The organism is Paracoccus sp. DMF, from assembly GCF_004407025.1.
Classification (GTDB): Bacteria; Pseudomonadota; Alphaproteobacteria; order Rhodobacterales; family Rhodobacteraceae; genus Paracoccus; species Paracoccus aminovorans_B.
Genome location: NZ_SOKV02000016.1, coordinates 1 through 25,932, shown reverse-complemented (window position 1 = coordinate 25,932; position 25,932 = coordinate 1). Strand labels below are relative to the sequence as shown.

21 protein-coding genes and 1 pseudogene are annotated in these 25,932 nt (G+C 71.3%); 14 read left to right on the top strand and 8 right to left on the bottom strand.

Features of this window, described 5'->3' with window-relative positions; translation table 11 throughout:
• Nucleotides 1-8: 8 nt before the first annotated feature.
• From E3D03_RS10665 to E3D03_RS10650, 4 genes are all read right to left on the bottom strand, one after another.
• The gene (locus E3D03_RS10665; protein ID WP_263566945.1) at nucleotides 9-470 is read right to left on the bottom strand and encodes a tripartite tricarboxylate transporter TctB family protein; all 462 of its coding nucleotides are present in this window, start codon (nucleotides 468-470) and stop codon (nucleotides 9-11) included.
• A 51-nt stretch (nucleotides 471-521) separates the two neighbouring features.
• Nucleotides 522-1,496, bottom strand: coding sequence for a tripartite tricarboxylate transporter substrate-binding protein (locus tag E3D03_RS10660; protein WP_263566944.1), 975 nt, complete (start codon nucleotides 1,494-1,496; stop codon nucleotides 522-524).
• Nucleotides 1,497-1,673: 177 nt separating this feature from the next.
• Entirely contained in the window at nucleotides 1,674-3,020 is a 1,347-nt protein-coding gene (locus E3D03_RS10655) for a sigma-54-dependent transcriptional regulator (protein WP_062562629.1), read from the bottom strand.
• Nucleotides 3,017-4,867: an ATP-binding protein gene (locus E3D03_RS10650; protein ID WP_263566943.1), complete on the bottom strand. Its 1,851-nt coding sequence runs from the start codon at nucleotides 4,865-4,867 to the stop codon at nucleotides 3,017-3,019. Before E3D03_RS10650 ends, E3D03_RS10655 begins: the two co-directional genes overlap by 4 nt.
• Before the next feature lie 120 nt (nucleotides 4,868-4,987).
• Here E3D03_RS10650 and E3D03_RS10645 point away from each other — a divergent pair, with 120 nt between their 5' ends.
• From E3D03_RS10645 to E3D03_RS10635, 3 genes are read left to right on the top strand one after another with little or no spacing between them, the layout of a single operon-like run.
• Nucleotides 4,988-5,737 (top strand): energy-coupling factor ABC transporter ATP-binding protein, encoded by a 750-nt coding sequence (locus E3D03_RS10645; protein WP_062562628.1) that lies wholly within the window; start codon nucleotides 4,988-4,990, stop codon nucleotides 5,735-5,737.
• Complete coding sequence (locus tag E3D03_RS10640; protein ID WP_263566942.1) at nucleotides 5,712-6,332, top strand: energy-coupling factor transporter transmembrane component T family protein; 621 nt, start codon at nucleotides 5,712-5,714, stop codon at nucleotides 6,330-6,332. Before E3D03_RS10645 ends, E3D03_RS10640 begins: the two co-directional genes overlap by 26 nt.
• A gap of 3 nt (nucleotides 6,333-6,335) precedes the next feature.
• Complete coding sequence (locus tag E3D03_RS10635; RefSeq protein WP_062562626.1) at nucleotides 6,336-6,908, top strand: biotin transporter BioY; 573 nt, start codon at nucleotides 6,336-6,338, stop codon at nucleotides 6,906-6,908.
• Between the two features lie 325 nt (nucleotides 6,909-7,233).
• Here E3D03_RS10635 and E3D03_RS10630 read toward each other — a convergent pair whose 3' ends face one another.
• Entirely contained in the window at nucleotides 7,234-8,109 is an 876-nt protein-coding gene (locus tag E3D03_RS10630; RefSeq protein WP_263566941.1) for a thiolase family protein, read from the bottom strand.
• Entirely contained in the window at nucleotides 8,106-8,876 is a 771-nt protein-coding gene (locus E3D03_RS10625) for an AMP-binding protein (RefSeq protein WP_411969816.1), read from the bottom strand. The genes E3D03_RS10630 and E3D03_RS10625 overlap by 4 nt, the downstream gene beginning before the upstream one ends.
• Here E3D03_RS10625 and E3D03_RS10620 point away from each other — a divergent pair.
• Nucleotides 8,875-9,144: a hypothetical protein gene (locus E3D03_RS10620; protein WP_318013726.1), complete on the top strand. Its 270-nt coding sequence runs from the start codon at nucleotides 8,875-8,877 to the stop codon at nucleotides 9,142-9,144. The genes E3D03_RS10625 and E3D03_RS10620 overlap by 2 nt on opposite strands.
• On the opposite strand, the gene E3D03_RS10615 is transcribed toward E3D03_RS10620, so the two are convergent.
• Nucleotides 9,141-9,815, bottom strand: a complete 675-nt coding sequence (locus E3D03_RS10615) for a nitroreductase (protein ID WP_263566939.1) — start codon at nucleotides 9,813-9,815, stop codon at nucleotides 9,141-9,143. The genes E3D03_RS10620 and E3D03_RS10615 overlap by 4 nt on opposite strands.
• A gap of 104 nt (nucleotides 9,816-9,919) precedes the next feature.
• Between E3D03_RS10615 and E3D03_RS10610 the strand changes: the two are divergent.
• Together E3D03_RS10610 and E3D03_RS10605 are read left to right on the top strand one after the other, a co-directional pair.
• Nucleotides 9,920-11,559: pseudogene (locus E3D03_RS10610) on the top strand (FMN-binding glutamate synthase family protein).
• 78 nt (nucleotides 11,560-11,637) lie between these two features.
• Complete coding sequence (locus E3D03_RS10605; RefSeq protein ID WP_263566938.1) at nucleotides 11,638-12,924, top strand: NAD(P)/FAD-dependent oxidoreductase; 1,287 nt, start codon at nucleotides 11,638-11,640, stop codon at nucleotides 12,922-12,924.
• Here E3D03_RS10605 and E3D03_RS10600 read toward each other — a convergent pair.
• Nucleotides 12,921-17,228 (bottom strand): peptidoglycan-binding protein, encoded by a 4,308-nt coding sequence (locus tag E3D03_RS10600; RefSeq protein ID WP_263566937.1) that lies wholly within the window; start codon nucleotides 17,226-17,228, stop codon nucleotides 12,921-12,923. The genes E3D03_RS10605 and E3D03_RS10600 overlap by 4 nt on opposite strands.
• Nucleotides 17,229-17,491: 263 nt before the next feature.
• On the opposite strand from E3D03_RS10600, the gene E3D03_RS10595 reads away from it, so the two are divergent.
• From E3D03_RS10595 to E3D03_RS10560, 8 genes are all read left to right on the top strand, one after another.
• Nucleotides 17,492-18,004, top strand: a complete 513-nt coding sequence (locus tag E3D03_RS10595) for a sigma-70 family RNA polymerase sigma factor (RefSeq protein WP_263566936.1) — start codon at nucleotides 17,492-17,494, stop codon at nucleotides 18,002-18,004.
• Nucleotides 18,004-18,954: a FecR domain-containing protein gene (locus E3D03_RS10590; protein WP_263566935.1), complete on the top strand. Its 951-nt coding sequence runs from the start codon at nucleotides 18,004-18,006 to the stop codon at nucleotides 18,952-18,954. Before E3D03_RS10595 ends, E3D03_RS10590 begins: the two co-directional genes overlap by 1 nt.
• Before the next feature lie 112 nt (nucleotides 18,955-19,066).
• The gene (locus E3D03_RS10585; protein WP_263566934.1) at nucleotides 19,067-21,577 is read left to right on the top strand and encodes a TonB-dependent siderophore receptor; all 2,511 of its coding nucleotides are present in this window, start codon (nucleotides 19,067-19,069) and stop codon (nucleotides 21,575-21,577) included.
• Between the two features lie 179 nt (nucleotides 21,578-21,756).
• Nucleotides 21,757-21,900 (top strand): hypothetical protein, encoded by a 144-nt coding sequence (locus tag E3D03_RS10580; RefSeq protein WP_263566933.1) that lies wholly within the window; start codon nucleotides 21,757-21,759, stop codon nucleotides 21,898-21,900.
• A 186-nt stretch (nucleotides 21,901-22,086) separates the two neighbouring features.
• Nucleotides 22,087-22,233, top strand: a complete 147-nt coding sequence (locus E3D03_RS10575; RefSeq protein WP_263566932.1) for a hypothetical protein — start codon at nucleotides 22,087-22,089, stop codon at nucleotides 22,231-22,233.
• 257 nt (nucleotides 22,234-22,490) lie between these two features.
• Nucleotides 22,491-23,120: an ABC transporter permease gene (locus E3D03_RS10570; RefSeq protein ID WP_263566931.1), complete on the top strand. Its 630-nt coding sequence runs from the start codon at nucleotides 22,491-22,493 to the stop codon at nucleotides 23,118-23,120.
• Between the two features lie 172 nt (nucleotides 23,121-23,292).
• The gene (locus tag E3D03_RS10565; protein WP_263566930.1) at nucleotides 23,293-24,219 is read left to right on the top strand and encodes a bifunctional 5,10-methylenetetrahydrofolate dehydrogenase/5,10-methenyltetrahydrofolate cyclohydrolase; all 927 of its coding nucleotides are present in this window, start codon (nucleotides 23,293-23,295) and stop codon (nucleotides 24,217-24,219) included.
• A gap of 39 nt (nucleotides 24,220-24,258) precedes the next feature.
• On the top strand, nucleotides 24,259-25,821 hold the full coding sequence (locus E3D03_RS10560; protein WP_263566929.1) for a BCCT family transporter: 1,563 nt from the start codon (nucleotides 24,259-24,261) through the stop codon (nucleotides 25,819-25,821).
• Nucleotides 25,822-25,932: the final 111 nt, after the last annotated feature.

The following is a 25,932-nucleotide window of genomic DNA, read 5'->3' as shown; positions in this document are numbered from 1 at the left end:
CGCGCCCCCTACAACGGCAGCCAGGGGCCGAAGCGCCGGAACGGCAGGCCCAGGCCATAGCTGAAGATCAGCGTCGACAGGATGGTGACCGCGACCGCGAGGGCCAGTGCCGGCAGCGGCCGCATCCGGCGCGAGGCCTGGGCCGCGATCAGCGTGGTCACGAACAGCGCCGGCACGAAGCCGAGGCCGCGCACCGTCAGGCCGAAGAACACCGGCGCCGGCAGGATGAAGATCAGCCCGCGCCAGGCGATCGGGCCGAAGGGCTCGCCCTCGCGGCCCAGCGATTTCAGCGCCACCAGCGCGCCGAGCAGGAACAAGAGCCCCGACAGCACCATGGGGAAATAGCCCGGCCCCATACGCAGCGAGGTGCCGATTTCCAGCTCCAGCGTCTGCCAGCCGAAGAAACCGGCCGCGGCCATCAGCAGGAGGCCGGCGGCGAGGTCGGTCTTGTCCTTGGGTTTCGTCGTCATGCGTTCGCCCTTTCAGGGGCCCCGCCCGCGGACAGGCGGGGCCGGATGGGATCAGTCGGCATAGACGCCGGCGGATTCGATGACCGGCTTCCAGCGCGCGATCTCGGATTCCAGCTTGGCCTTCAGCGCGGCGGGGGTGGCATTCTCGGCCGGCTCGGGCGCGGTGCCGAGATCCGCCATGGCCTTGACGACGCCCTCGTCGGCCAGCGCCTTTTGCAGCGATTGCGACAGGCGCTCGTTGATCTCGGGCGCGGTGCCCTTGGGGGTATAGATGCCGTGCCAGATGCCGACTTGCAGCGCCGACAGCCCGGATTCGGTCGCGGTCGGCAGGTCGGGGAACAGCGGCAGGCGCTCGGCCGTGGTGGTGGCATAGGCCTTGATCGTGCCGCCCTTGATCTGCTGCGTGGTGTTGGTGGTCTGGTCGCACATGATGTCGGTCTGCTCGCCCAGCAGGTCGGTCATCGCCGGGCCGGTGCCCTTGTAGGGAACGGTGACCAGCGGCGCCTCGAGCGCCTGCATCAGCAGCATGCCGCACAGGTGGCTGGCCGAGCCGATGCCGGCGTTGGCCAGGGTCAGCTTGTCGGCATTGGCCTTGACGTATTCGGTGAAGCCCGCGAAATCCGCCGGCTCGAAATCCTTGCGGGCGACGACGACCATCGGCACCTCGGTCACCAGGCCGACATAGTCGAAGGCGTTCAGCGGGTCATAGGCCAGCTTGCGATAGAGCGTGGCCGAGGTCGCCATGCCGATATGGTGCAGCAGCACGGTATAACCGTCCGGCTCGGCCTTGGCGACATTGCCCGCGCCCAGCGTGCCGCCGGCGCCGCCGACGTTTTCCACCACGATCTGCTGGCCCAGGTCCGAGGACATCTTTTCCGCCACCAGCCGCGCCACGGTATCGGTCGGTCCGCCGGCCGAGAAGGGCACGACCATGGTGATCTGCCGCGTCGGATAATCCTGCGCCCAGGCGCCCGAGCCGAACGCCATCACGGCCGTCAGCGCGGCGGCCAGTTTCGGATATGCCATCCGTGATTCCTCCCCTGTTGGGCCGCGCCTCCCTGCGGCCGATGCGGTCAGGTTGCGCGCGGCCCGGGCGATGCGCCAAACGCTAATCCGCCTTCCGGGCGGAAAACGCCGCGCCGGGGCCAGAAAATGGGTGGGAAAGGGAACATTGCCGCCATCGCATGGGTGGAAATCCACCCCTCAGCCGTCGTCCTCGGCGGCATCGAGGATCAGTCGGCGGTCCAGCCCGTATTTCTGCATCTTCTCGTAAAGCGTCTTGCGGGAAATCCCCAGGCCCTCATAGACCGCGCGCAGGCGGCCGCCATGGGCGGCGATGGCGCTGGCGATCAGGCTGCGCTCGTATTCGGCGACGCGCTCGGCCAGCCGGGTCGCGCCCGGGGCCGGCTCGGGCCGGCCCGGTTCCAGCCCCAGGACGAAGCGCTCGGCCAGGTTGCGCAATTCGCGGACATTGCCCGGCCAGTCGCGGGCGGCGAGGTCGGACAGCAAGGCCGGCGACAGCGCGCGCTCGGGCAGGTTGTGCCGCGCGGCGGATTCGCGGACCAGTTGCAGGAACAGCAGCGCCACGTCCTCGCGCCGGGCGGCGAGCGGCGGCACATGCAGCACCGCGACGTTCAGCCGCCAATACAGGTCCTCGCGGAAGGCGCCGCGCGCCACCAGTTCGGCCAGGTCGGTCTTGGAGGTGGCGATGAAGCGCACGTCCAGCGGCACCGCGTCGTTCGAGCCCAGCCGGGTGATGACCCGTTCCTGCAGGACGCGCAGCAATTTCGCCTGCAATTCCAGCGGCATCGAGCCGATTTCGTCCAGCAGCACCGTGCCGCCGCGCGCGTGCTCGAACTTGCCATAGCGCGGCCGCAGCGCGCCCGGGAAGGCGCCGGCCTCATGGCCGAACAGCTCGGATTCGATCAGCGCCTCGGGCAGGGCGGCGCACATGATGGCGATGAAGGGCCGGCCGGCGCGGGGCGAGATGTCGTGTAGCGCATGGGCCACGACCTCCTTGCCGCTGCCGGTCGGGCCGATGATCAGCGCATCCGCGTCCGAGGCGCCGATGGCGCGCAGGCGATAGCGCAGATCGACCATGGCCTGGCTGCGGCCGGGCAGGCGGGCCTCGATATCGTCGCGCTTGCCGGCGACGGCGCGCAGCCGGCGGTTTTCCAGCACCAGCGCGCGATGCTCGGCGGCGCGGCGGATCACCGTCGCCAGTTCCTGCACCACGAAGGGCTTCTCGATGAAGTCATAGGCGCCGCCGCGGATCGCCTCGACCGCCAGCGGCACCTCGGCATGGCCGGTGACCAGGATCACCGGGATCTCGGCGTCGATCGCGTGCAGCCGGCCCAGCAGGGTCATGCCGTCCATGCCGGGCATGCGGATGTCGCTGACCACGGCGCCGGCAAAGCCGGGGCCCGCCAGCGCCAGCGCCTCTTCGCCCGAGGCCAGCGCCTCGACCGCGAAGCCCGCCAGCTCCAGCGCCTGCGCGGTCGAGCCGCGCATCTGCGCATCGTCGTCGATCAGCAGGACGCGCGCGCTCATGCGGCGGCCTCCTGCGGGGCGGCGGGCAGGGTGACGCGGAACTCGGCCCCGGGGCTTGCGTCGTGGACGCTGATCTCGCCGCCGAGGTCGCGCAGGATATTGGCGGTGATCGACAGACCCAGGCCCAGGCCCGCGCCGATACCCTTGGTGGTGAAGAACGGGTCGAAGATGCGCGGCGCGATGGCATCAGACACGCCGGGGCCGCGGTCGCGGACACTGATCCGGACGCGACCGCCCTCGGCTCGGGCCGACAGCGTGATGCGGCGGTCCTCGGCCTCCAGCGCGGCATCGGCGGCGTTCGAGATCAGGTTGACCAGCACCTGCTGCAGCCGCGTCGCCCCGGCGCGCAGGGGCGGCAGGTCTGGGGGCAGGTCCAGCTCCAGCGTGGCGCCGCTGCCGGCCAGGCGACCGGCGACGATGGTCTGCGTCTCGGGCAGCAGCGCGGCCAGCGTCACCGCGCCGGGGTTGGCATCGGGCTGGCGCGCGGCCTGGCGCAGGTGCTTGCCGATGGCGGCCATGCGATCGACCAGCGCTAGGATCTCGGCGATGTTCTCGCGCGCACGGGCATAGTCGCCGCGCTCGATCAGGATGCCGGCGCTGTCGGCGTAGTTGCGCGCCGCCGCCAGGGGCTGGTTGATCTCATGCGACAGCGAGGCCGACATTTGCCCCAAGGCCGCCAGCTTCCCGACCTGCACCAGGCTCACCTGGGCGGCGCGCAGCTCGGCCTCGGTGGCGCGGCGCTCGGCGATCTCCTGGCCCAGCTGCTCGTTCACGCGGGCCAGGTCGGCGGTGCGGGCGATCACCCGGCGCTCCAGCTCTTCGGTCGCGGCCAGGCGCTCGCGCAGGCGGGCGCGGCGCTGGCGCAGCATCAGCGCGCCGAAGACCGCGGCCGACAAGAGCAGCACCAGGCTTGCCACCGTCAGCCGCGCCTCAGCCTGCAACTCGGCGCTGTCCAGCAGCACATGCACGGTCCAACCGGCCTCGGGCATGGGCTCGGCCGCGGCGATATAGTCGCGCCGGGGCGAGGCGGGGTCGCCGGGCCGGTCGGGCAGGCGCAGAAGCGCGGTGCCGCCGCGCGCGATGCGTTCCAGCGGCAGGTCGGCCAGCGGCGTCTCGGCATAGCGGCGCGAGGCGGCGGTGCGCGCCAGCCGGTCCGGCGTCAGCGGCTGCAAGGCGTGATAAAGCCAGGCCGGCTGCGAGGACAGGAACACCGTGCCCTCGGGGTCGGTCACCAGCACGCGGCTGGCGCCGCCCTGCCAGCCGGCCTCGATCCGGTCGACGCCGATCTTGACCGCCGTCACCGCGACGATGCGCCCGCCCGCGTCCCTGACCGGGGCCGAGAAGAAATAGCCCCGCACCCCCGAGGTGGTGCCGACGCCGTAAAACCGCGCCGGCTTCCCGCGCATCGCGTCGATGAAATAGGGCCGATAGCTGAAGTTCTGCCCCACGAAGCTGAGCCGCTGGCCGTGGTTCGAGGCGGCGATGGTCAGCCCGTCCGGCAGCATCAGGTAGATGTCCGAGGCCTGCAGCGCCGCGTTCTGCCGCTCCAGCCAGCGGTTCGTGGCGGCGAGCAGGTCCGAGTCGGTCGGATCGGCGACCAGCTGCCGGATCAGGTCCAGGTCGCCCAGAAGCTGCGGCACCATCTCGTAGCGGGCGAGGTCGGCCTCCAGCGCGTTGACGGTCAGCCGCAGCGTGGTCTCGGCCCGGGCATAGCCGCGCGCCATGGCCTGCCGCTCGGCCAGCCGGGCGCCCAGCCAGACGGTCGCCGCCAGCGCCAGCAGCGCCAGCGCCCAAAGCGGCGCCGCGCGCCAGCCGGCGCGCCGGGAATGGGAAAGCGGCATCTCCATGCGGGAAATCTGGCAGCAAGCCGGGCGCGGCGCAATGGCGCGGGGTTCTCGCGGCGCCGATCTGCGGTTACACAGGCGCGACTCGCGCCGCGCCGCGGCGAAAGCAGGATGGGATTGCCGATGATTTCGCCCGCGCCGCAGGCCGCCCCGGCCGATTTCGCCATCCGGCTGGACGGCCTGGGCTATGAGGCCGGCGGCCGGCCGGTGCTCTCGGACGTGACGCTGCATTCCTCGGCCCGGCGCATCGGCGTGGTCGGGCGCAACGGCTCGGGCAAAAGCACGCTGGCGCGGCTGCTGGCCGGGTTGCTGGCGCCGACCAGCGGCCAGGTCCGCATCGGCGGCCACGATCTTTACCGCGACCGCCGCGCGGCGCTGCAGACCGTGGGCATCCTGTTCCAGAACCCGGAACACCAGATCATCTTTCCCCGCGTCGCCGAGGAAATCGCCTTCGGCCTGCGCCAGCAGGGCCTGGACAAATCGGCCGCGGCCCAGCGTGTGCGGGCGGTGCTGGCGGCCTTCGACAAGCCGCATTGGCACGACGCGCCGATCTCGGCCCTGTCGCAGGGCCAGAAGCACCTGGTCTGCATGATGGCGGTGCTGGCGATGCGGCCGAAACTGCTGATCCTGGACGAGCCCTATGCCGGGCTCGACATCCCGACGCGGCGCCAGCTTGCCCGCCACCTGCACCGCGCCGACACCCGGCTGCTGCATATCTCGCACGAGCCCGCCGATCTGGAAGCCTGCGAGGCGCTGTTCTGGCTCGACCGCGGCGGCATCGTCGCCCAGGGCGGGCCCGAGCTGCTGGACACTTTTACCGCCGAGATGATCCGGCTGGGGGATCTCGATGATCTCGCTGACCTCGCCGGTTGAGACGCGCGCCCATCGCTGGCCCGCCGGGCTGAAGCTGGGGGCGCTGTGCCTGTGCTCGACCGGGCTGTTCTGGCTGCCCGGCATCGGCTGGAACGCCGCCGCGCTGGCGCTGGTGCTGGGGCTCTATGCTCTGCCGGGGCCGGTCTTCCTGCGCGCGGGACTGGCCAGCCTGCGGGTGGTGCTGCCCTTCGTCGCCATCCTGCTGGCCTGGCACGCGCTGACCGGCGACCTGCCCCAGGGCGTCGCGATCACGCTGCGCATGGTGGCGCTGGTGGCGCTGGCGAACCTGGTGACCATGACCACGCCGCTCGAGGACATGGTGGCGCTGATCCACCGCCTGACCGCGCCGCTGCGCCGGCTGGGCCTGCGCACCGCCGCGCTGGAGCTGGCGATCCCGCTGGTCATCCGCTTCACCCCGGTGCTGGTCGCCCGGGCCGAGACCCTGGCCGAAGCCTGGCGCGCGCGCTCGCGCCGCCGCCCCGGCTGGCAGCTGGTCCTGCCCCTGACCTTGCAGGCACTGGACGACGCCGATCATGTCGGCGAAGCTTTGCGGGCGCGGGGTGGCGCCCCCATATCCCTGGACACGGAGGATTAGGCCATGGAACGCAATATCGCGCAGGTCGCGCTGTTTGCCGCGATGATCGCGGCGCTGGGGCTGGTGCCGCAGATCACGCTGGGCTTCGGCGTGCCGATCACCGCCCAGACCCTGGGGGTGATGCTGGCCGGTGCCGTGCTGGGCGCCCGGCGCGGCGCGGCGGCGGCGGGGCTGTTCCTGCTGCTGGTCGCGCTGGGCCTGCCGCTGCTGGCCGGCGGGCGCGGCGGCCTTGGCGTCTTCGCCTCGCCCACGGCGGGCTTTGCGCTGGGCTTCCCGGTCGCGGCCTTTGTCACCGGGCTGTTCGTCGAGCGCGTCGCGCTGCGCCCGGCCGGCCTTGTCGCCGGCATCGGCGCGGTGCTGGGCGGCATCGTCGTGCTGTATATCCTGGGCGCCGGCGGGCTGGCCATCGTCACCGGCAAGCCCTTGGCCGAGGCCTTCCGCCTGGTCGCGGTCTTCATCCCGGGCGATCTGTTGAAGGCCGCGATCACCGGCATGCTGGTGCAGGCGCTGGCCCGCGCCCGGCCGCAGACGCTGGCTTGGCATCGCCCGGCCGGCTCGGCCCAGACCCGGCTGTGAGCCAGGGGGCATTCGCCCCGGCCCGGCCCGGCGCGGTGCTCGATTGCGGCGGCGCCGGGCAGAATGCGGCGGCACTCGCGGCGCTGCTCGACTGCCTGGCGCGCGGCCTGCCGATCCACGCCAGCCTTGAGGGCATCCGCCCCGAGGGCGACGTGCCCGGCGCCTGGCTGTGCTGCCAAAGCTCGGGCTCGGGCGGCCGGGTCAAGACCATCCGGCGCAGCCACGCCTCTTGGCTCGCCAGCTTCCGGGTCAACCGCGATCACTATGGCCTGTCGGCCGCCGATCGCTATGCCGTGCTGGGCCAGCTTGGCCATTCGCTGGCGCTTTACGCCAGCATCGAGTGGAGTTCGTTCGCCGTCAGCCCCGCCGCGGCCAGCACCGCGCGGATCGCCGGCACCGGCGCGAGGCCGGGCAGTTCGGGATCGGCGCCCAGCGTCGCGCCCACCAGGATGCGCAGCCGGGGCGTTGCCAGCCGCCGCGCGACGGCATCGGAGACCAGCAGGCAGAACCCCGCCCCATCCGCCGCGACGGCGGTGTTGGCGGCGGTGACGCTGCCCGACAGCGCCTTGGCCCGGGCGCAAAGCGCGGGCGTCAGGCGCCGGGCATAGGGGTCGGCAGCAACCCCGGCGATGGCGGTGATTTCCTGCGCCATGCGGGGCGCCGCGGCCAGCGCGCGGGCGTGGCTGGCGATGGTCCAGGCGTCCTGGTCCGTGCGGGTGATGCGCATCAGCCGCGCCACGGTCTCGGCGGCCTCGGCCATGTCGGGGTCGCGCTCGGGCCAGGGGGTGAAGGGCGGCTGGTCATAGGGCTCGGCTGGGCCGCCCGCGGGGTCGGTGCGCAGGCGCAGGGGGCGGCGGGAATAGCTCTCGGCGCCGCCGGCGATCACCAACTGCGCCCGGCCGGCGCGGATCAGCGCCTCGGCCAGCAGCGCCGCATCCATGCCGCCGCAGCATTGCCGGTCGAGCGTCAGCCCGGCGACCGGCAGGCCGGCGGCCAGCGCCGCGACCCGTGCCGGATTGCCGCCGCCGCCCAGCGCATTGGCCAGGATCAGCTCATCCACATCGCCGGGCGCCAGCCCCGCGTCGCGCAGCAGGGCGGCGATCACCGGCGCGGCAAGCTGATGGATGTCCAGGCCCGCGAAACCCCCGCCGCGCGGCACCACGGCGCTGCGGCGGGCGGCGACGACGACCGCCCCGGTCATGGCGCGACCAGCCGGGCGAGCGCCGCCAGATCCGGCTTGTCCGAGCCGAGCAGCGGCATTTGCGGCAGGAACACCACCCGGCGCGGCGCGGCGTGATCGCCCAGCGCCTCGCGGCAGGCGCGGCGCAGGCGGGCGGCCAGCGCATCGTCGGGCGCGCCCTCGACCACCGCGACCACGGCATGGCCGCGCAGCGCGTCGGGCAGCGCCAGCGCAGCGCTGGGGGCGGCGACGGCGCCGGCCAGCACCGTCTCGACATCCTCGAGGAACAGGTTCTGGTCCGCGACCGTCACCATGCGGCTTTCGCGGCCGCGCAGGAACAGGTTGCCCTGCGCGTCGAGCCAGCCGATGTCGCCGGGTTGCAGATAGCCCTGCGCGCGCGGCAGCGGCGGCAGGTCCGGCTCGGCATAGCCGTCGAAGAGATAGGGGCTGGCGACCCCGATGCGGCCCGCCGCATCCAGCTGCAGATCTACCCCGGGATAGGCGCGGCCGACCGAGCCCTGCGGCGTGGCTGCATCGGCGATGGCGATGAAGCTGGTCTCCGAGGCGCCGTAGAATTCGCGGATCGCCGCATTGGGGCACAGGCCTGCGATGCCGGCGCGGCAGGCCGGGTCCAGCTTGCCGCCGCCGCAGAAGACATGCGTCACGCCGGCCAAGCAACCCGGCCCGGCCAAGAGCAGCCGGCGCAATTGCGCGGGCGTGGCATAGATCACCGTCGCCTGCGCCAGCGCGGCGCGCTGCCGGCGCGGGCTGTCGCCGGCCAGCACCATGAGGCCGGCGCCGAGCTGCAACGCCTTCGTGGAACTGATGGAGGCTTTTGCCGTCCAGGCCATCGCCTGCACCCGCGAAACCGGCCTGCCCATGGATCGCATCAACCCCGGCGGCGGTGCCCTGGCGCGCGGGCATCCCATCGGCGCATCGGGCGCGATCAACCTCGTGCGGCTGTTCCACGATATGGAGCCAGGCCAGACCGGGCTTGCCGCCATCGCCGCCGCCGGCGGGCTCGGCACGGCGATCCTGCTGCGGTGCGAGGGCTAGAAGCCGCGAAAGCTGGTGAACTCGGCCAGGTCGGCGCGTTCGGTGCGGAAGCGGTTCTCGGGCGCATCCGGGTCGGGCCAGCCGAGCGCCAGGCCGCAGACCACCATCTGATCCCGGGGCAGGGCCAGCAGGCGATGCGCCTCGGGCCCGTAATTCGCCAGCGCGCCGATGCCGGTCGCGCCCAGGCCATGCGCCTCGGCCGCGAGCAGGAAGCCCATCAGGCTCATCCCCAGGTCCATGAAACAGCCCTTGCCCATGGTCCGGTCGATGGTGACGACCACGCCCACCGGCGCGCCGAAGAAATCGTAGTTGCGCCGGAACTGCCGGCGGCGGCCGTCGAGATCGCGCCGCTCGATCCCCAGGGCCTGATAGAGCACATAGCCCGCCGCGCGCTGCCGGGCCTTCAGCCCGGGCGGCATCGGCTCGGGGAAATAGGAATATTCGCGCGCCTGCGGGGCGCCGGCGTCGATCGCGGCCTGCAATCCTGCCACCAGGTCCGCCAGGGCGCTGCCGGCCAGGACGTGGAAATGCCCCGGCTGCAGGTTGGCGCCGCTGGGGGCGCTGCGGGCCAGGCGGCAGATCTCCTCGACCGTGACGCGCGGCACCGGGCGGTCCAGATAGGCCCGCACCGAGCGCCGCTTTCGCATCAATTCGCTGAAATTACGCTGCATCCCCTGCCTTGCCAAACCGCTCGAGAGCAGGCGTAAACTGGCGGGCGATGCCCCCGGGGTCAAGCGGCCGCGCGGGCAAGAACCGGACCCAGGGTTGCCAAGGCATGACATTTCTTCCCGCGTTCAAACGATATTCGGTGCTGGCGCTGTGCGGCTTTGGCGCGGCCGTCATGCTGGCGCTGCTCGCGGCGGGCTGGCGCTGGCCGCTGCTGCCGGCGGTCCTGCTGGGGGCGCTGGTGCTGCTGGGGATCCGCGACCTGATCCAGAAGCGCCATGCCGTGCTGCGCAACTATCCGATCATCGGCCACATGCGCTTCCTGCTCGAGGACATCCGCCCCGAGATCCGGCAATACCTGATCGAGAGCGACAGCGACGAGCTGCCCTTCTCGCGCGAGGCGCGCAGCCTGGTCTATCAGCGCGCCAAGGGGGTCGAGGACAAGAAGCCCTTCGGCACCTCGGAAAAGGTCTATGAGGCCGGCTATGCCTGGGTCACGCATTCGGTGGCGCCCAAGGTCATCACCGACAGCGATTTCCGCGTCCTGGTCGGCGGGCCGGACTGTCGCCAGCCCTATTCCGCCAGCCTCTACAACATCTCGGCCATGAGCTTCGGCGCGTTGTCGGCCAATGCGATCATGGCGCTGAACCAGGGCGCGAAGCTGGGCGGCTTTGCCCATGACACGGGCGAGGGCGGCATCAGCCGCTATCACCGCCAGCATGGCGGCGACCTGATCTATCAGGTGGCTTCGGGCTATTTCGGCTGCCGGGACGAAGAGGGCCGGTTCTCGGCCGAGAAATTCCGCAGCCAGGCGCTGGACCCGCAGATCCGCATGATCGAGATCAAGCTGAGCCAGGGCGCCAAGCCCGGCCATGGCGGCATGCTGCCCGCGCGCAAGATCAGCCCCGAGATCGCCGAGGCGCGCGGCGTGCCGATGGGCGTGGACTGCATTTTGCCGCCCTCGCACAGCAGCTTCTCCACGCCGGTCGGGCTGATGGCGTTCGTGGCGCAATTGCGCGAACTGTCGGATGGCAAGCCGGTGGGCTTCAAGCTGTGCATCGGGCACCGGCGCGAATTCATGTGCATCGTCAAGGCGATGCTGAAGACCGGCATCACGCCCGACTTCATCACCGTCGACGGGAAAGAGGGCGGCACCGGCTCGGCCCCCCTGGAGTTCACCAACCGCGTCGGCATGCCGATGCTGGAGGGGCTGGCCTTTGTCCACAACACCCTGCGCGGCGCCGGGCTGCGGCAGCGCATCCGCATCGGCGCGGCGGGCAAGATCGTCAGCGCCTTCGACATCGCCCGGGCGCTGGCGCTCGGGGCGGATTGGTGCAACTCGGCCCGCGGCTTCATGTTCGCCATCGGCTGCATCCAGTCGCAGTCCTGCCATACCAACGCATGCCCGGTCGGCATCGCCACCCAGGACAAGCTGCGCCAGCGCGGGCTGGAGGTCGGGACCAAGGCGCTGCGCGTGGCGCGGTTCCACAAGAACACCCTGCATGCGCTGGCCGAGATCGCGGGCGCGGCGGGGCTGAGCGCGCCCAGCGACTTCCTGCCCTATCACTTCATGTTCCGCCACAAGGACGGCACCTTCTCGGATGGAACGAGGCATTCCCCTATCTGCCGCAGGGCTTCCTGGTCGCGGACCGCGAAACCGAGGAGCTGCGCGACTGGCACAAGCGCTGGGGCCGCGCCTCGGCCGAGACCTTCGCGCCCTCGGTCATCCCGGAGGGGCGTTTCGTCTGATGCCGGCGCGGGCGGCGTTGACCCCTGCCGCCGGATGCGCCAGCCTGACCCCCGCGACAGGACAGCGGGGAAACGGGCATGACACATCGGGTCGTGGTCATCGGCGCGGGATTCGCCGGTTTGCAGGTGGTCTTGGGGCTGCCGGGCGCCGGATGCCAGATCACGCTGGTCGACCAGCGCAACCATCACCTGTTCCAGCCCTTGCTTTATCAGGTGGCGACGACGCTGCTGGCGACCTCGGACATCGCCTGGCCGATCCGGGCGCTGATGCGCGAGCGCAGGGACGTCACCACGCTTCTGGCCGCGGTCGAGGGCGTGGACCGCGCCGCGCGCGAGGTGATCCTGCGCGGCGGCGCGCGGCTGGCCTATGACACGCTGGTCATCGCCACCGGCGCCCGCCACGCCTATTTCGGCAAGGACGCCTGGGAGGCCGACGCGCCGGGGCTGAAGACGCTGGAGGATGCGACCACGATCCGGCGCCGGCTGCTTCTGGCCTTCGAGCGGGCCGAGACCTGCGCGGACGAGGCCGAGCGCCAGGCGCTGCTGACCTTCGCCGTGATCGGCGCCGGCCCGACCGGGGTCGAGCTGGTCGGCATCATCGCCGAGCTGGCGCATCGCATCCTGCCGCCGGAGTTCCGCCGCATCGACACCCGCCAGGCGCGGGTGCTGCTGGTCGAGGCCGGGCCGCGCATCCTGCCCGCCTTCAGCGAGACGCTGTCGGATTACGCCCGCAAGGCGCTGGAACGGCGTGGGGTCGAGGTTCTGACCGGCGCCCCGGTCACCGATTTGTCGGACGCGGGCATCATGCTGGCGGGCCGGCAGATCCCGGCGCGCACGGTGATCTGGGCGGCGGGGGTGCAGGCCTCGCGCGCCGCCGAATGGCTGGGGGCCGAGGGCGACCGGGCGGGGCGGGTCCTGGTCACGCCGCAGCTGACGCTGCCGGGCGATCCGGCGGTCTTCGTGCTGGGCGACACGGCGCATGTGCAATCGGGCGGCCGCATGGTGCCGGGCGTGGCGCCGGCCGCCAAGCAGCAGGGCAAGTTCGCCGCCAGGGCGATCCGGGCGCGGCTGCGGGGCGCGGCGGCCCCGGGCGATTTCCGCTATCGCGACATGGGCAACCTCGCCACCATTGGGCGCAATGCGGCGGTGATCGAATTCGGCCGCTTCAAGATGACCGGCTGGTTCGCCTGGTGGGTCTGGGGCATCGCCCATATCTATTTCCTGATCGGCACCCGTTCGCGGCTGTTCGTGGCGCTGAGCTGGCTGTGGGTGTTCCTGTCCGGGCAGAACTCGGCCCGGCTGATCACCCAGAAGGAAACCCTGAAGGACAGCCCGCCGCCGCGCCGAGGCGGCGGCGGGCCCTAGAACTTGACCTTGGGCTTCGGCGGCTCGGCCGGTGCCGCTGCGGCGGCCAGGTCTTCGGCCAGCTTGCGGTTCAGAAGCCACAGCCGCAGGATCACCGTGTCGGGCTTGGCGTAACGCTCGATCCGGACGGTGACGACGGGGCCGCAACGCGCCAGCTCCGGCTCGGCGCCGGTGCCGCCCAGCACCACCATCGGCCAGCCGAAGGAACGCCAGAAGCCGGCGTCGCCGCGCCGGCTGGCCTGGGCGCGCTGCTGCACGGCCGGCTCGTCGCTGCCGAGTTCCGGCTGGCCCTCGGCGCTTTGCGGGTTGAGCGTGGACGGGCCGCCGCAGAAGCCATAGGCGTCTTCGTCCGGCGGCAGGGTGCCCCAGGCCCATGCGGTGTCGCGGTATTCGCTGATCGCCGGGCCGTATTTCTCGATCAGGCTGGCCTTGAGCCCGTCCACCGAGATCTCGGCTTCGGGGAGTTCCAGCTGGCGCATGATCGCGACCACGGTCTTGTCGGGCGATTGCGGGGCATAGACCGCCGCCAGCGCCTCGCCCGTCGCGGGGTCGACATAGCCCGTGGCGGTGCCGAACGGGCCCGTGCCGGGCTTGACGGTGGCAAAGACATCGGCCTGCGGCAGATGCGCCCGCGCCGCCTTGTCGAAATCGGCCAGCGCCATGCCCAGCGTCATGCCCAGCACGTCCTGCGCCTTGGGCGGCGTGCCGGTCACCGCCTGCCAGTCGCCGGGTTGCAGGTGGCCGACCTGGACGACGGCGCCGCTGCCGGGCTTGCTGCCGAAAAGCTGCACCCCCTGCACGGCGGCCTTCAGCACCAGCATGCCGCGCAGCCCCTCGGGCGCCGCGCTGAGCTGGTCGGCGGGGATCAGGCGGCGCTCGGTCAGGGTCAGCTCATAGCTGGCGGCGGCCAGCGATGTCTCGGCCAGCCGGCCCAGGTCCGGCTGGGCATCGACCTGCAACAGCAGATCGGCATAGCTGCCGCTGGCGGTGCCGTCATTGCCGCTGCGCAGATACTGGCAGTTCGACGCCGGCCCCTGGCCCGCCATGCCCAGCGTCCACAGCCGCGCCGGTCCGGGACGCGCGCGGTTGCCGTTCATCGCCAGCAGCTTTTCCACCCGGGGCAGCGGCTGGCCCAGCAACCCCTGGGCATTGGCGCTGAACAGCTTGTCCTCGTTCTCCTGGCCGACGCGGCCCAGCTCGCTGGCGCCCAGGCAGCCGGTCAGCGGATGGGTGTTGCCCGGCGCCACCGGCAGCAGCACCTGCTGCGGCAGCAGCGCCACCCGGGCCCGGGTCCAGTCGCGGAAGGCCGGCAGCATGGCGTCGATCTCGGACGGTTCCATCGTCCTGGCCGGGTCGCGGAAGAAGCGGTCCCAATCCAGCGCCATCGTGCCGTCCGCGGCCGCGCGTTCCTTGGCCATGCGTTGCAGCAGCATGCGGCGATAGCCGGCGTCGTCATAAAGATCGGGCTGCACGGCCAGCGCCAGCAGGTCCAGCCCCTCGGGGTCGAGCATCAGCGCCTTCGGCACGGCCGAGGGCTTGGCGGGATCGGCCAGCACCCAGGCCAGCCGGTCGGGCGCGGCCAGCGCCAGCCGCAGTTCAGGCGCATCGGGCCAGGGAAACTGATTGCCGCGGCCGAAGATCGCCTCGGTCGGGGCGCCGAGCTTCAGCGCGGGATGCTCCTCCTCGCGCGCGGTGGCATCGACGATGGGCACCTTCAGGAACATGTGCAGCGCGCCATTGGCGTCCGCCATGCCCGCCACGGCCACGGCCTGGTCCGCCGGCACGCGCAGCAGTTCGTAATCCGTCCGGCTCGCGGCAGCCAGGTTCGGCGGCGTCACCCCGGACAGATCCTTGTCATAGGGCACCGCCTGGAAGTTGACCTGCCGGGTCGGAAAGCCGCCCAGTTCGGGGTCGTAGGCGTCGATCAGCATCACCGCGGCGATCCAATAGCTGTCCTGCGCCAGGCCGGGCAGTTCGGCGCGATAGTCCGCGGCCCGGTTGCCGCGCCGGTCGGCGGGCAGGTTGGCGATCTCGTAGGGGTCGAGCATGCCCGCCTCGAGCGCGCCGGGATGGCGCACCGCGACCGCCGCCATCAGCGACTTGCCCGAGGTGGCGAAGATCTCGTCCGGCACGGCCCCCGTCTGCGCCTGCGCCTGGTCCGGCGCCTGCGCGGCCAGCGCCGCCGGCACCTCGAGGTCGCGGATGCGGGTGCGGGCGCCGGGATCGGCGAACAGCGCCAAGGCCTCGACATGGACCTGCGGCGCCACGGTCTCGAGCTCGGCCGCGCCGATCGGGTCGCTGCCGGCCGGGCGCACCCGCATCGCGGCCACGGCGTAATCGGCGACCAGATAGACGGTGCGCTGGCCCATGCTGCCGGCCTTGTTCAGATGCGCCAGCAGCTTTTCGGCATTGTCCACGTCGATGCGGAAGAACTGCGGCACCGCCGGCGGCTGGCCCGAGACCAGGTCCGGCAGCCAGGCCGCATATTCGCGCTGGATGGTCAGGGGAAAGCCGCCGGCGTCGAAGTCGTATTCGCCCAGCTGCACCGGCATCACGGCGCGCAGCGGCACCGGGAATTGCGGCGCCCGGCCCGAGATCAGCCGGCGCAGCTGCGGCTCGGCCTGGTTCATCGCCTTGCGCACCGAAAGCTCGCTGAGGCCGTTGGCATAGCCGCTGGCGCCGTCCATGGCCAGCGCGGTCGGTAAAAGCTCGACCCGCTCGCGCCTGGACAGAAGCGCATTCGCGGCCTGCAGCGCCAGCCGCGGGTCCAGCACACGGTCCGGGCCGGCGTCGATCAGCGCTCCGAGCCGCATCGCCAGTTCGAGCAGTTGCAGCCCGTTCTGGCCTGATCCATAGCCGTCCTCCTGCAGCAGGGCGCGCGGCTGGTCCTTGCGCTGGACGCGGCGGGTCTGGGTGTCGCGCTCGGGCGTGGTCAGGATGCGGCCGGCCTGTTCGGGGATGCCGTAGATCGCGGCAATGGCGGCGGCATCGGCCGGGCGGTCGATCTTTTGCGCCTCGGGCGCGGCGCCGGTCCAGACATGCAGCACCTGTTCGTCCCGGGCGCCGGTCGCGCGATCTTCGGCCGAGGCGACCAGCAGCGTCGCGCGCTGGATGGCGATGCGGGCCTTGCCCATCGGCCAGGCGGTCAGGTCGGTCGAGGGTTCCAGCCCGGACAACTCCATCTCGACCCGCAGGACCGGGCGGCCGCTGCCATTGACGGGCTGCGCCCAGGCGGTGCGGTAATCGGCGGGCACGGCCAGGAAGAAGGGCTTCTCGGACGCCAGGTGCAGTTCCAGCCCGCCGCTCGCGCCGCGCAGCTGCAGGGCGGTGATGGCCGGCACGCCGCTGATGTCGGTCAGGTTGCCGCGCATCTCGGGGAACCAATGCGTGGCGCGCTGGTCAAGCCCGTTCTCGTCCTTGTCGTTGGTGCCTTTCTGCAAGGGCAGGTCCAGCACCGCCAGCCGGGGCGGATGCTGGCCGTAATGCGTCACGGCGGTCTCGACCAGCGGGCGCAGCTGCGCCTGCTGCAGGCCATAGGGCGGCGGGTTGCCGTCGGCCATCGGCAGCTTGCCGTAATTGCGGGCGATGGTGGGCGCCCAGATCTGTTCGGGCGCGCGGCTGAGGGCCCAGAACAGATAGGCGGCATGCAGATGGTCGCCGTCGCGGATCACCTCGGCGCCGGCCGGGTCGAACTCTGCTGCGCTGGCGGCGGTCGGCGCCGGGCCCTCGGCGGGGGTTTCGGGAAACAGCGCGGTCTCGGCCGCCTCGGGGAAGGCTGCGCCCGAATCGAGGGGCTGATCGGCGGGCTGCGCCGTCCCGGCATGGTCTTGCGCGGGTTCCGGTTCCGGGTCGGGCGCCGGGGCCTGGGCCACCAGCGTGCTGGCCTGGCGCGGCGCGAGATAGCCCGAGGGCGTCGCCCCGACCGATTCCTGCCAGGCCGCGATGGCCTTGCGGCTGCCCGGGCCAAGGGCGCCGTCGATCGCGCCGCCATAGAAGCCGGCCTCGCGCAGGGCGCGCTGCACGGCCTTGCGCTCGGCCAGCGACATCCGCGGCTGCTTCGGCTGCGGCGCGGCGGGGGCCTGACGCTGGGCGTTCTGCTGGCGGCGCTGCGGCTGTTGCTGATACTGTTGCTGCTGGTATTGCTGCTGGCGCTGCAGGTCGCGCTGCTGCTGCTGGCGCGACTGTTCCTGCACGATGGCGCCCAGGATGCCGCCGACGATTCTGGCCGCATCGTCGGCCTGGGCCGGCAGGCACAAGGACAGGCACAGCAGCGGCGTGGCAAGCCGTTTCGACAGGCGTGTCATGGGAAACCTCTTGCACTCGGGAATGGATAAAGTTTCCGTGAGGAATCGGAATCCCGTCAAGATATTGAAAAGGGCAGGTTTGCGAGCCCCGGCGCCGGGTTTTCGCCTTTTGCGCGATTGTGACATGAAATCGACAGCCGTTATGCGCCGTCGCCCGCTGTCCGGCACGAGCGTGGAAATATCCGCCTAATACAGTAAGGAATTCCTGTCCGGCGCGATGGCCGCGCCCGGGCGGCTTGGGCTGAGGGATACGGAGAGGCAGGGTGGCGGTCGGCGGGCATCCGAAATGCGAATTCCATGCGCTTTATGCCGATCATCACGGCTGGCTTCAGGGCTGGCTGCGCGGACAGCTGGGCGACGGCGGCGATGTGGCGGCCGACCTGGCGCAGGACACCTTTCTTCGGCTGATCGCGGCGCGGCGCCAGCCTTCGCGCCTGGGCGAGCGGCCGCGCGCGCTCTTGACCCATATCGCCAAGGGCCTGCTGGTCGATCATTGGCGCCGCAAGCGGGTCGAGCGCGCCTATCTGGACGCGCTGGCGCATCTGCCCGCCGCCGCCGCGCCCCCGGCCGAAGAGCAGCTGGTGGTGATCGAGACGCTTTCGCGCATCGACGCCCTGCTGGCGCGGCTGCCGGCGCCGACGCGCGAGGTCTTCCTGCTGGCGCAGCTGGACGGGCTGACGCTGCAACAGATCTCGGACCGGGTGCAGATGCCGGTCATCACCGTGCGCCGGCACATCCGCAAGGCGCTTCTGGCCTGCATGGCGCTGGCCTGCTGATGCCGCCGCAGCCGCCCACCGAATTGCTGGAACAGGCCGCAGACTGGGCGCTGGCCCTGCGCTATGGCGACGCGGACCCGGCCCAGCGCGCCGCCTTTCGCGACTGGCTGGCGCAGGAACCGCAGCACGCCGCCGCCTGGCAGCGGGCCGAGATGGTGTTCCACAGCTTCGAGCGCCTGCCGCCGGGCCTGGGCCGGCAGGTGCTCGGCCAGGTCGACCCGCAGCCCGGCCGGCGCCGGGCGCTGGTCCTGCTGGCGGGGCTGGCCGCGACCGGCGCGGGCGCGCTGGCCTGGCAGCAGCCCTGGCAGAAATGGCGCGCCGATGTCGCGACCGCGGTGGGCGAGCGGCGCAGGCTGGCGCTGCCCGATGCCTCGGCGCTGGTGCTGAACACCGACAGCGCCGCCGACATCGCCTTTACCGCGGCCGAGCGCCGCATCGAACTGCGCGGCGGCGAGATCCTGGTCACCACCAGCCCCGACCCGGCCCCGGTCGCCCGCCCGCTGCTGATCGGGACCGCCTTCGGCGAGGTGCGGGCATTGGGCACGCGCTTCAGCCTGCGCGAACTCGACGGGCAGGTGCGGGTGGCGGTGTTCCGCGACGCGGTCGAAATCCGGCCCAGCCGGGGCACGCCGCGGCGGATCGAGGCCGGGGCGCAGGCGGAATTCTCGGCCGAGGGGGTCTGGCCGGCGCGTCCGGTCGACGACAGCGCCGCGATCTGGGAACAGGGCATGCTGCTTGCGCAGGACATGCCGCTGGCCGAGGTGCTGGCCGAGATGGCGCGCCATCGCCACGGCATCCTGCGCTGCGACCGCCAAGTAGCGGAGATCCGGGTTTCGGGCGCGATCTCGCTAGCCGATACCGAGGGCGCGCTGGACCTGCTGGCCCGGACCCTGCCGGTGCGCATCCAGCGCCGCACGCCCTGGTGGGTGGTGGTCGTGCCGCGCGGCTGAAGATTTTTCGCGCCGGGGGTGATCACATTTCGCTGCTCGTCCGGTGAATGAGGAAAGGCCGCCAGCCCGAGCGCCAGCCCGCCGCCGACCCTTCAGCCAAGGACCACGCTGCATGAACCACCTGACCTACGCCCCGGCAGCCGCCGCGCGTGCGCTTGCCGTTTCCGCCGGCCTGACCGTCGCCCGGGCGCTGCTGCTCGGCACGGCACTGGGCACCATCATCGCCGCCCCCGCCACGGCCCAGGCGCGCGACTATGCCATCGGGCCCGGGCGGCTCAGCGACGTGCTGGCCCGCTATGCCGCCGCCTCGGGCGTGCAGCTGGTCTATCAGCCCTCGGACCTGGCCGGGCGGCAAAGCGCCGGGATCAGCGGCAGCTATACGGTCGAGCAGGGCTTTGCCCGGCTGCTGGCCGGCAGCGGCTTCCGGCTGCAATCGGCCGGCGCCGGCCGCTATGTGCTGGTCGGACCGCAAACCCAGGGCAGCGCCGCACCGGGCGCCGCGGGCGCGGTGGTGCTGGAAACCGTGACCCTGCATGGCGCCGGCGCCACCACCGAGGGCAGCGGCAGCTATGCGACCGAGGCGGCCAGCATCGCGCGCGGCGCCGAGTCGCTGCGGGAGGTGCCGCAATCCGTCACCGTGCTGACCGACCAGGCGCTCGAGGACCAGAACCTGACCATGATGTCCGAAGCCATGGCCAAGGCGCCGGGCATCGTCGCCACCACGGATGGCATGGGCAACCCCGAGTTCCGCTCGCGCGGGTTCGTCATCGACAATTACCAGATCGACAATATGGGGACCTCGTATACCTCGACCTTCCGGCCGGATTTCGACCTGGCGATCTATGACCGGGTCGAGGTGCTTCGCGGCGCCGAGGGGCTGTTCTCGGCCGCGGGCGAGCCGGGCGGCACCATCAACCTGGCGCGCAAGCGGCCGACGGACGAGGTGCGTTCATCGGTGTCGCTGGCCTATGGCAGCTGGAACAACCGCCGCATCGAGGCCGATATCGGCGGCCCCATCGGTTTCGACGGCCGGCTGCGCGGCCGGGTGGTCGGCGTCTGGCAGGACCGCGAGTATTTCTATGCGCCGGCGGACGAGGAAAAGCAGGTGCTTTACGGCATCCTGGAATACGACCTGGCGCCCGACACCACCATCAGCGGCGGGGTGACCTATCAGCACCAATACGGCACGCATTGGCAAACGGGCCTGCCGACCTTCCTCGACGGCAGCCAGCTGGGCCTGCCGCGCGACCTGGCGCTGAACCCGGACTGGGCCAGGCGCGACACCACCATCCGCGAGACCTTCTTCACCGCCGAACACCGCTTCAACGACGACTGGTCGGTGAAGCTGAACGCCATGCAGCAGAAATACGATTTCGACTATCTCAAGCTGAACGTCGGCGGCCCGGTCGATCCGGCAACGGGGCTGTTCGGCGCGCCGAGCGTCTCGTCCGAGGATGACGGCAACCACTCCAAGGGCGTGGACCTGAGCGTCACCGGCCGCTTCCGCGCCTGGGGCGTGGACTACAAGCTGACCGCCGGCGCCGACTGGCGGATGAGCGAGGGCAAGCAGATCCGCAACCGCTACAGCACCGCCTTCCCGGACGGCGAGCTGGGCATCGACGATTTCCCCGGCGTCGATCTGCCGGAACCGACCTTCCTGCGGCGCGACCACGGCTGGCCGGCCTGGGGCGGCAAGCAGCAGGGCATCTATGCCCGGCTGGACATGGCCGTGACCGACAAGGCGCATGTCATCGTCGGCGGCCGCTACGGCAACTACAAGCATCGCGACATCTACGAGCTTTACGACGACAACGGCGATCTCGTCGAGCGCGACACCAGCTACCACTGGCAGGAAACCGGCATCTTCACGCCCTATGCCGCCGTCACCTATGACGTGACGCCGGACTGGACCGCCTATGCCAGCCTGACCGAGGTCTACAAGCCGCAGGGCAACATGTTTGCCGGCCCGCCCGAGAACCCGACCCAGCTGGACCCGATCACCGGTCGCAACTTCGAGCTGGGCGCCAAGGGCGCGGTGCTGGACGGGGCGCTGAACGTCTCGGCCGCGCTCTATCGCATCGAGCGCAAGGGTGAGGCGATTCAGGACCTGGCCTATGGCGAGAACAGCCGCTTCTACCTGCCGCTGGGCGAGATCGTCAGCCAGGGGCTGGAGCTGGAGGTCTCGGGCGAGGTTTCGCCGGGCTGGCAGGTCTTTGCCGGCTATACCTGGAACCAGAACAGGAACGAAAAGGAAAACGTGGTCTATAGCGCGCTGACGCCCAAGCACATCTTCAAGCTGTGGACCGACTACAACCTGCCGGGCGCCTATTCCAGATGGACCGTGGGTGGCGGCGTGACGGTGAAAAGCCGGCATGCCAATACCGGCACCTACTGGGTCATGACCGATGCCGGCTGGACGCAGCCGGAGTTCGCGATCCGGCAGGGCGGCTATGCGGTCTGGGACGCGCATGTGAATTACCAGATCGACGACCGCTGGAGCCTGGCGCTGAACGTGAACAACGTCTTCGACAAGACCTATTACGCCACGCTCGGCACGCCCAGCGGCGGCAACTGGTATGGCGAGCCCAGGAACGCCACCCTGACCCTGCGCGGCCAGTTCTGAGCCGGGCTCGGATGGCGGGGCGCGCGGTCCGCCATCGGCCCGGCTGCGCCTGGCTTTCCCGGGGCCAGGACCCGCAGCCCGTTTCCGGGGCCGCCGTCCCGCACAGCCAGACCGTCATTGCCTTTTGCGAAGGATTTCCGGTTTGCCTTTCCCCCCATCGCCTTGGCCCGAGGCCGGCCATGAACGCCCATGCCCCGGCCGGCGGCGAACTGCCGCCGCCGCTGGCGACGCCCGAGGCGGCCGCGCGTTCCCCGCGCCGACGCATGCTGGCGGCGCTGCTGCTGCTTGGGGCGGCGGTTGCCGTCGCCGGCGGCTGGCTGTGATCGGCGCCGGCCGCCGATGACCGCCCCGGTCGTGCGCCGCGACCTGGAAAACGCCGTCGCCGCCAGCGGCCGGATCGAGCCCAAGGTGGCGGTCGATGGCGGCGCCCGGTCTCGGGGCAATTACGCCGGCTGCTGGTCTAGCCCGGGGATGCGGTCCGCGCCGGCCAGCTTCTGGCCGACGCCGAGGTGCAGCCCGCGCAGGTCGAGGGCCTGCAGGCGGAACTCGCGCGCCTGGCCGCCGAGCGCACCGAGCTGCCGGCGCAGCTGGGCTTTGCCGAGCGCCAGGCCGGGCGGCGGGGCTCGCTGGTCGCGGGGGCCATACGGTTATCCTGAGCACCCATGACAATGACATCGCCGCCCGCGCCGGGCGCGTCATCCGCATCGGCGGCCGGATCACCGCCGACAGCGGGCCCGCCGCCGCGCCCGCGTCCCCGGCTGCGCCGCCCACGGCTGCGTATCGCCGCGCAGCCTTCCTGCCCGCCCTGCGCGAGGCCGGGCGCGCGGCGCTGACGCTGTCGGGCATCGTCATCGGTCGCGGCGCGCAAGAGGAATTCATCGCCCGCGCCTCGGCCATCGGCACCAACTGGGTGGTGATCGGCTCGGACCAGGACGAGCGCATGCCGCGCCGGCCGCTGACGCCCGAGGACGCGCAGGCGCTGAAGGGCCTGCCGAATGCCGCGGGCGTCATACCCGGCCGCTGGGAACAGGTGGCGGTCAGCGCCGGGCGTTCTCGGTCCAGACCGACGTGCTGGGCATCGACCGCGACTTTCGCGCCATGCAGGGCTGGGACGTGGCGCGGGGCAGTTTCTTCACCCGGCAGGGCCGAGCGCGCCGCGCAGAAACTGCTGTTCGGCGCCATCGCGGCGATCTCGATCTTCGTCGGCGGCATCGGGGTGGTGAGCATCATGTTTATCACCGTGCGCGTGCGCACCTGCGAGATCGGCATCCGCGCCGCGACTGGCGCCTCGATGCGCGACGTCCTGACCCAGTTCCTGACCGAGGCGGTGCTGTTCTCGGCGCTTGGCGGCATCGCCCGGCTGGCGCTGGCCGGCGGCGTCGGCGCGACTGCGGCCTGGGGCTTCGGCATGCCGGTGGTGTTTTCGGTCACGGTCGCGCTTGGCGCGCTGGTCGGCGCCACGCTGATGGGCGCGGGATTCGGCCTGGTGCCGGCGATCCGCGCCGCCGGGCTGAGCCCGGTCGAGGCGCTGGCCAGCCCCTGATCCGCGACCACCCGCCAATGCCGGGGCGTGACGGTTTTTTCCCATGACATGTCGGTTGATTGCCGCAGATGCGGCCGGCGGTGCCGCATGGTCGCGGCCGACGGCGCCTGCCCGGCCGATGCGCCGCGACCCGCCACGGACCCAGACGCCACAGCAGGAAGGATCGCCCGGCATGCCGACCCAGCCCGACCGAAGCCAGACCGATCACCGCCTGATCGACGGCCGGGCCGTGCAGCGCCGCATCCTGTCCGAGCTGAACGAGGCCTTCGCCCGTGAACGGCAGCTGCGGCCGGTGGGGCGGCTGGTCTCGGTCTCGATCGGGCCCTCGCCCGAGGTTCAGGTCTATGTCCGGAACCAGGCGCGCGGCGCCGAACGCGCCGGCCTGCCCTTCGAACAACAGGTCTGGCCCGCCGGGATCGCGCCCGAGGAGGCCAAGCGCCGCATCCTGGCGCTGAACGACGACGGCGCCGTGCTGGGCATCATCCTGCAGCGCCCGGTGCCGGCGCATATCCATGTCCGCTCGCTGCAATCGGCGATCCATCCGCTGAAGGACGTCGAGGGCATGAACCCGGCCTCGATCGGCAACATCGTCTATAACGACATCGCCCTGGCGCCCTGCACCGCGGCCGCCGCGGTCGAGCTGTTGCGCCAGACCGGCCTGCCCCTGCAGGGGCTCGAGGTGGTGATGATCGGCCATTCCGAAATCGTCGGCAAGCCCGCCGCCTTCATGCTGATGGCCGAGGGCGCCACCGTCACCGTCTGCCACCACATGACCCGCTCGGTCGCGATGCATTCGCGCCGCGCCGATGCGGTGGTCGTGGCGGTGGGCAAGCCGCATCTGATCGGCCCCGAGATGATCAAGCCCGGCGCGGCGGTGATCGACATCGGCATCAACCAGGTCGCCGATGCAGAGGGCGGCATCCGCATCCTGGGCGACGTGGACACCGACCGCGTGCGCGAGGTCGCGGGCTGGATCACCCCGGTCCCCGGCGGCGTCGGCCCGGTCACCGTCGCCATGCTGATGCGCAACGCGCTGACCGCGCATCGGCGCCAGGTCGACGCCGGCTGGCTGGGCGGGGAGGCGCCCGGCCGGGCCTGACATTTCTTGAGCAGATCATCGACAGAGGGAGGATTTCGCATGAAGGAAACACCCGGCAGGGGGCTGGACGCGGGCGTGTTCTGGCCCGCCATCGCCATCGCCCTGGGATTTGTCCTGTGGGGCGTCGCCGCCCCCGACAGCCTGGCCGGCATCGCCGGCGCCGTGCTGGCCTGGATCATCCGGGTCTTCGGCTGGAGCTTCGTCATCTCGACGGCCTTCTTCCTGGCTTTCGCGGTCTTCCTGGCCTTCAGTCGCTTCGGCCGCATCCGGCTGGGCCATGACGGCGAGCGGCCCGAATTCTCGACCCGGTCCTGGATCTGCATGATGTTCAGCGTCGGCATGGGCATCGGCCTGATGTTCTGGGGCGTGGCCGAGCCGGTCAGCCATTTCGGCACCCCGCCGCATGGCCTGGCGCAGCCGCAGACGCGCGAGGCGGCGCTGGTCGCCATGCAATACGCCTACTTCCACTGGGCGCTGCACCCCTGGGCGATCTATGCCATGGCCGGGCTGGCGATGGCCTATTTCAGCTATCGCCGCGACCTGCCGACGCTGGTGTCGAGCGCCTTCCACCCGCTCTTGGGCGACCGCATCCACGGGCCGATCGGGCGCACCATCGACGTGCTGGCGATCATCGCGACGCTGTTCGGCACCGCGACCTCGCTGGGCCTGGGCGCGCAGCAGATCAACAGCGGCATGAACTACCTGTGGGGCACCGGCGAAAGCGCGGGCATCGCGCTGAGCATCATCGCCGTGCTCTCGGTGCTGTTCATCCTGTCGGCGGTCTCGGGCGTGGGCAAGGGCATCCAGTTCCTCAGCAACATGAACATGCTGATCGCGCTGCTGCTCCTGCTGTTCCTGGCGGCGCTGGGGCCGACGGTCTTCATGCTCGACACGCTGATCGAGGCGATGGGCTATTACTTCGGCGACCTGGTGTCGATGTCCTTCCGCACCTCGGCCTTCAGCGACAGCAAGTGGCTGGCCAGCTGGACCATCTTCTACTGGGCCTGGTGGATTTCCTGGGCGCCCTTCGTCGGCGTGTTCATCGCCCGCATCTCGCGCGGGCGCACCATCCGCGAATTCGTCGTGGGCGTGCTGGTGATCCCCAGCGCCGTGACCTTCGTCTGGTTCACCGTCATGGGCGGCAGCGCCCTGCATTCCGAGCTGATGGGTCCGGGCGGGCTGGTCGAGGCCATCGCCGACAAGGGCGCGCCGGTCTCGCTCTTTGCGCTGCTGGAGCAATACCCGCTGGCCTCGCTGACCTCGGTGGTGGCGATGTTCCTAGTGGCGATCTTCTTCGTCTCGGGTGCCGATGCCGCTTCGGTGGTGATGGGGATGCTGTCCTCGCGCGGGACGCCCCAGCCCAGGGCCGGCATCGTGGTGCTGTGGGGCGTGCTTGCCGCCGCCGCCGCCTCGGTGCTCCTGGTGATGGGCGGGCTCGATGGGCTGCAGACCGCCTCGATCATCGCGGCCGCGCCCTTCCTGCTGGTCATGGTCGGGCTTTGCGGCTCGCTGTGGAAGGGGCTTCTGGACGATATCGAGGTGCATGGCCATTTCGAGGAGATCGACCCGCATACCGGCGGGTTGAAGGACCGCCTGCATTGACGAAACCGGCCTGCCGCGCTGTTCCGGCGCGGCAGGCTGCAACTACCTTGTCCAAGCCATGACCGAGATCGCGCCAGACCCCCGCCCCGCCCGCTATGTCTTCCTGCTTCT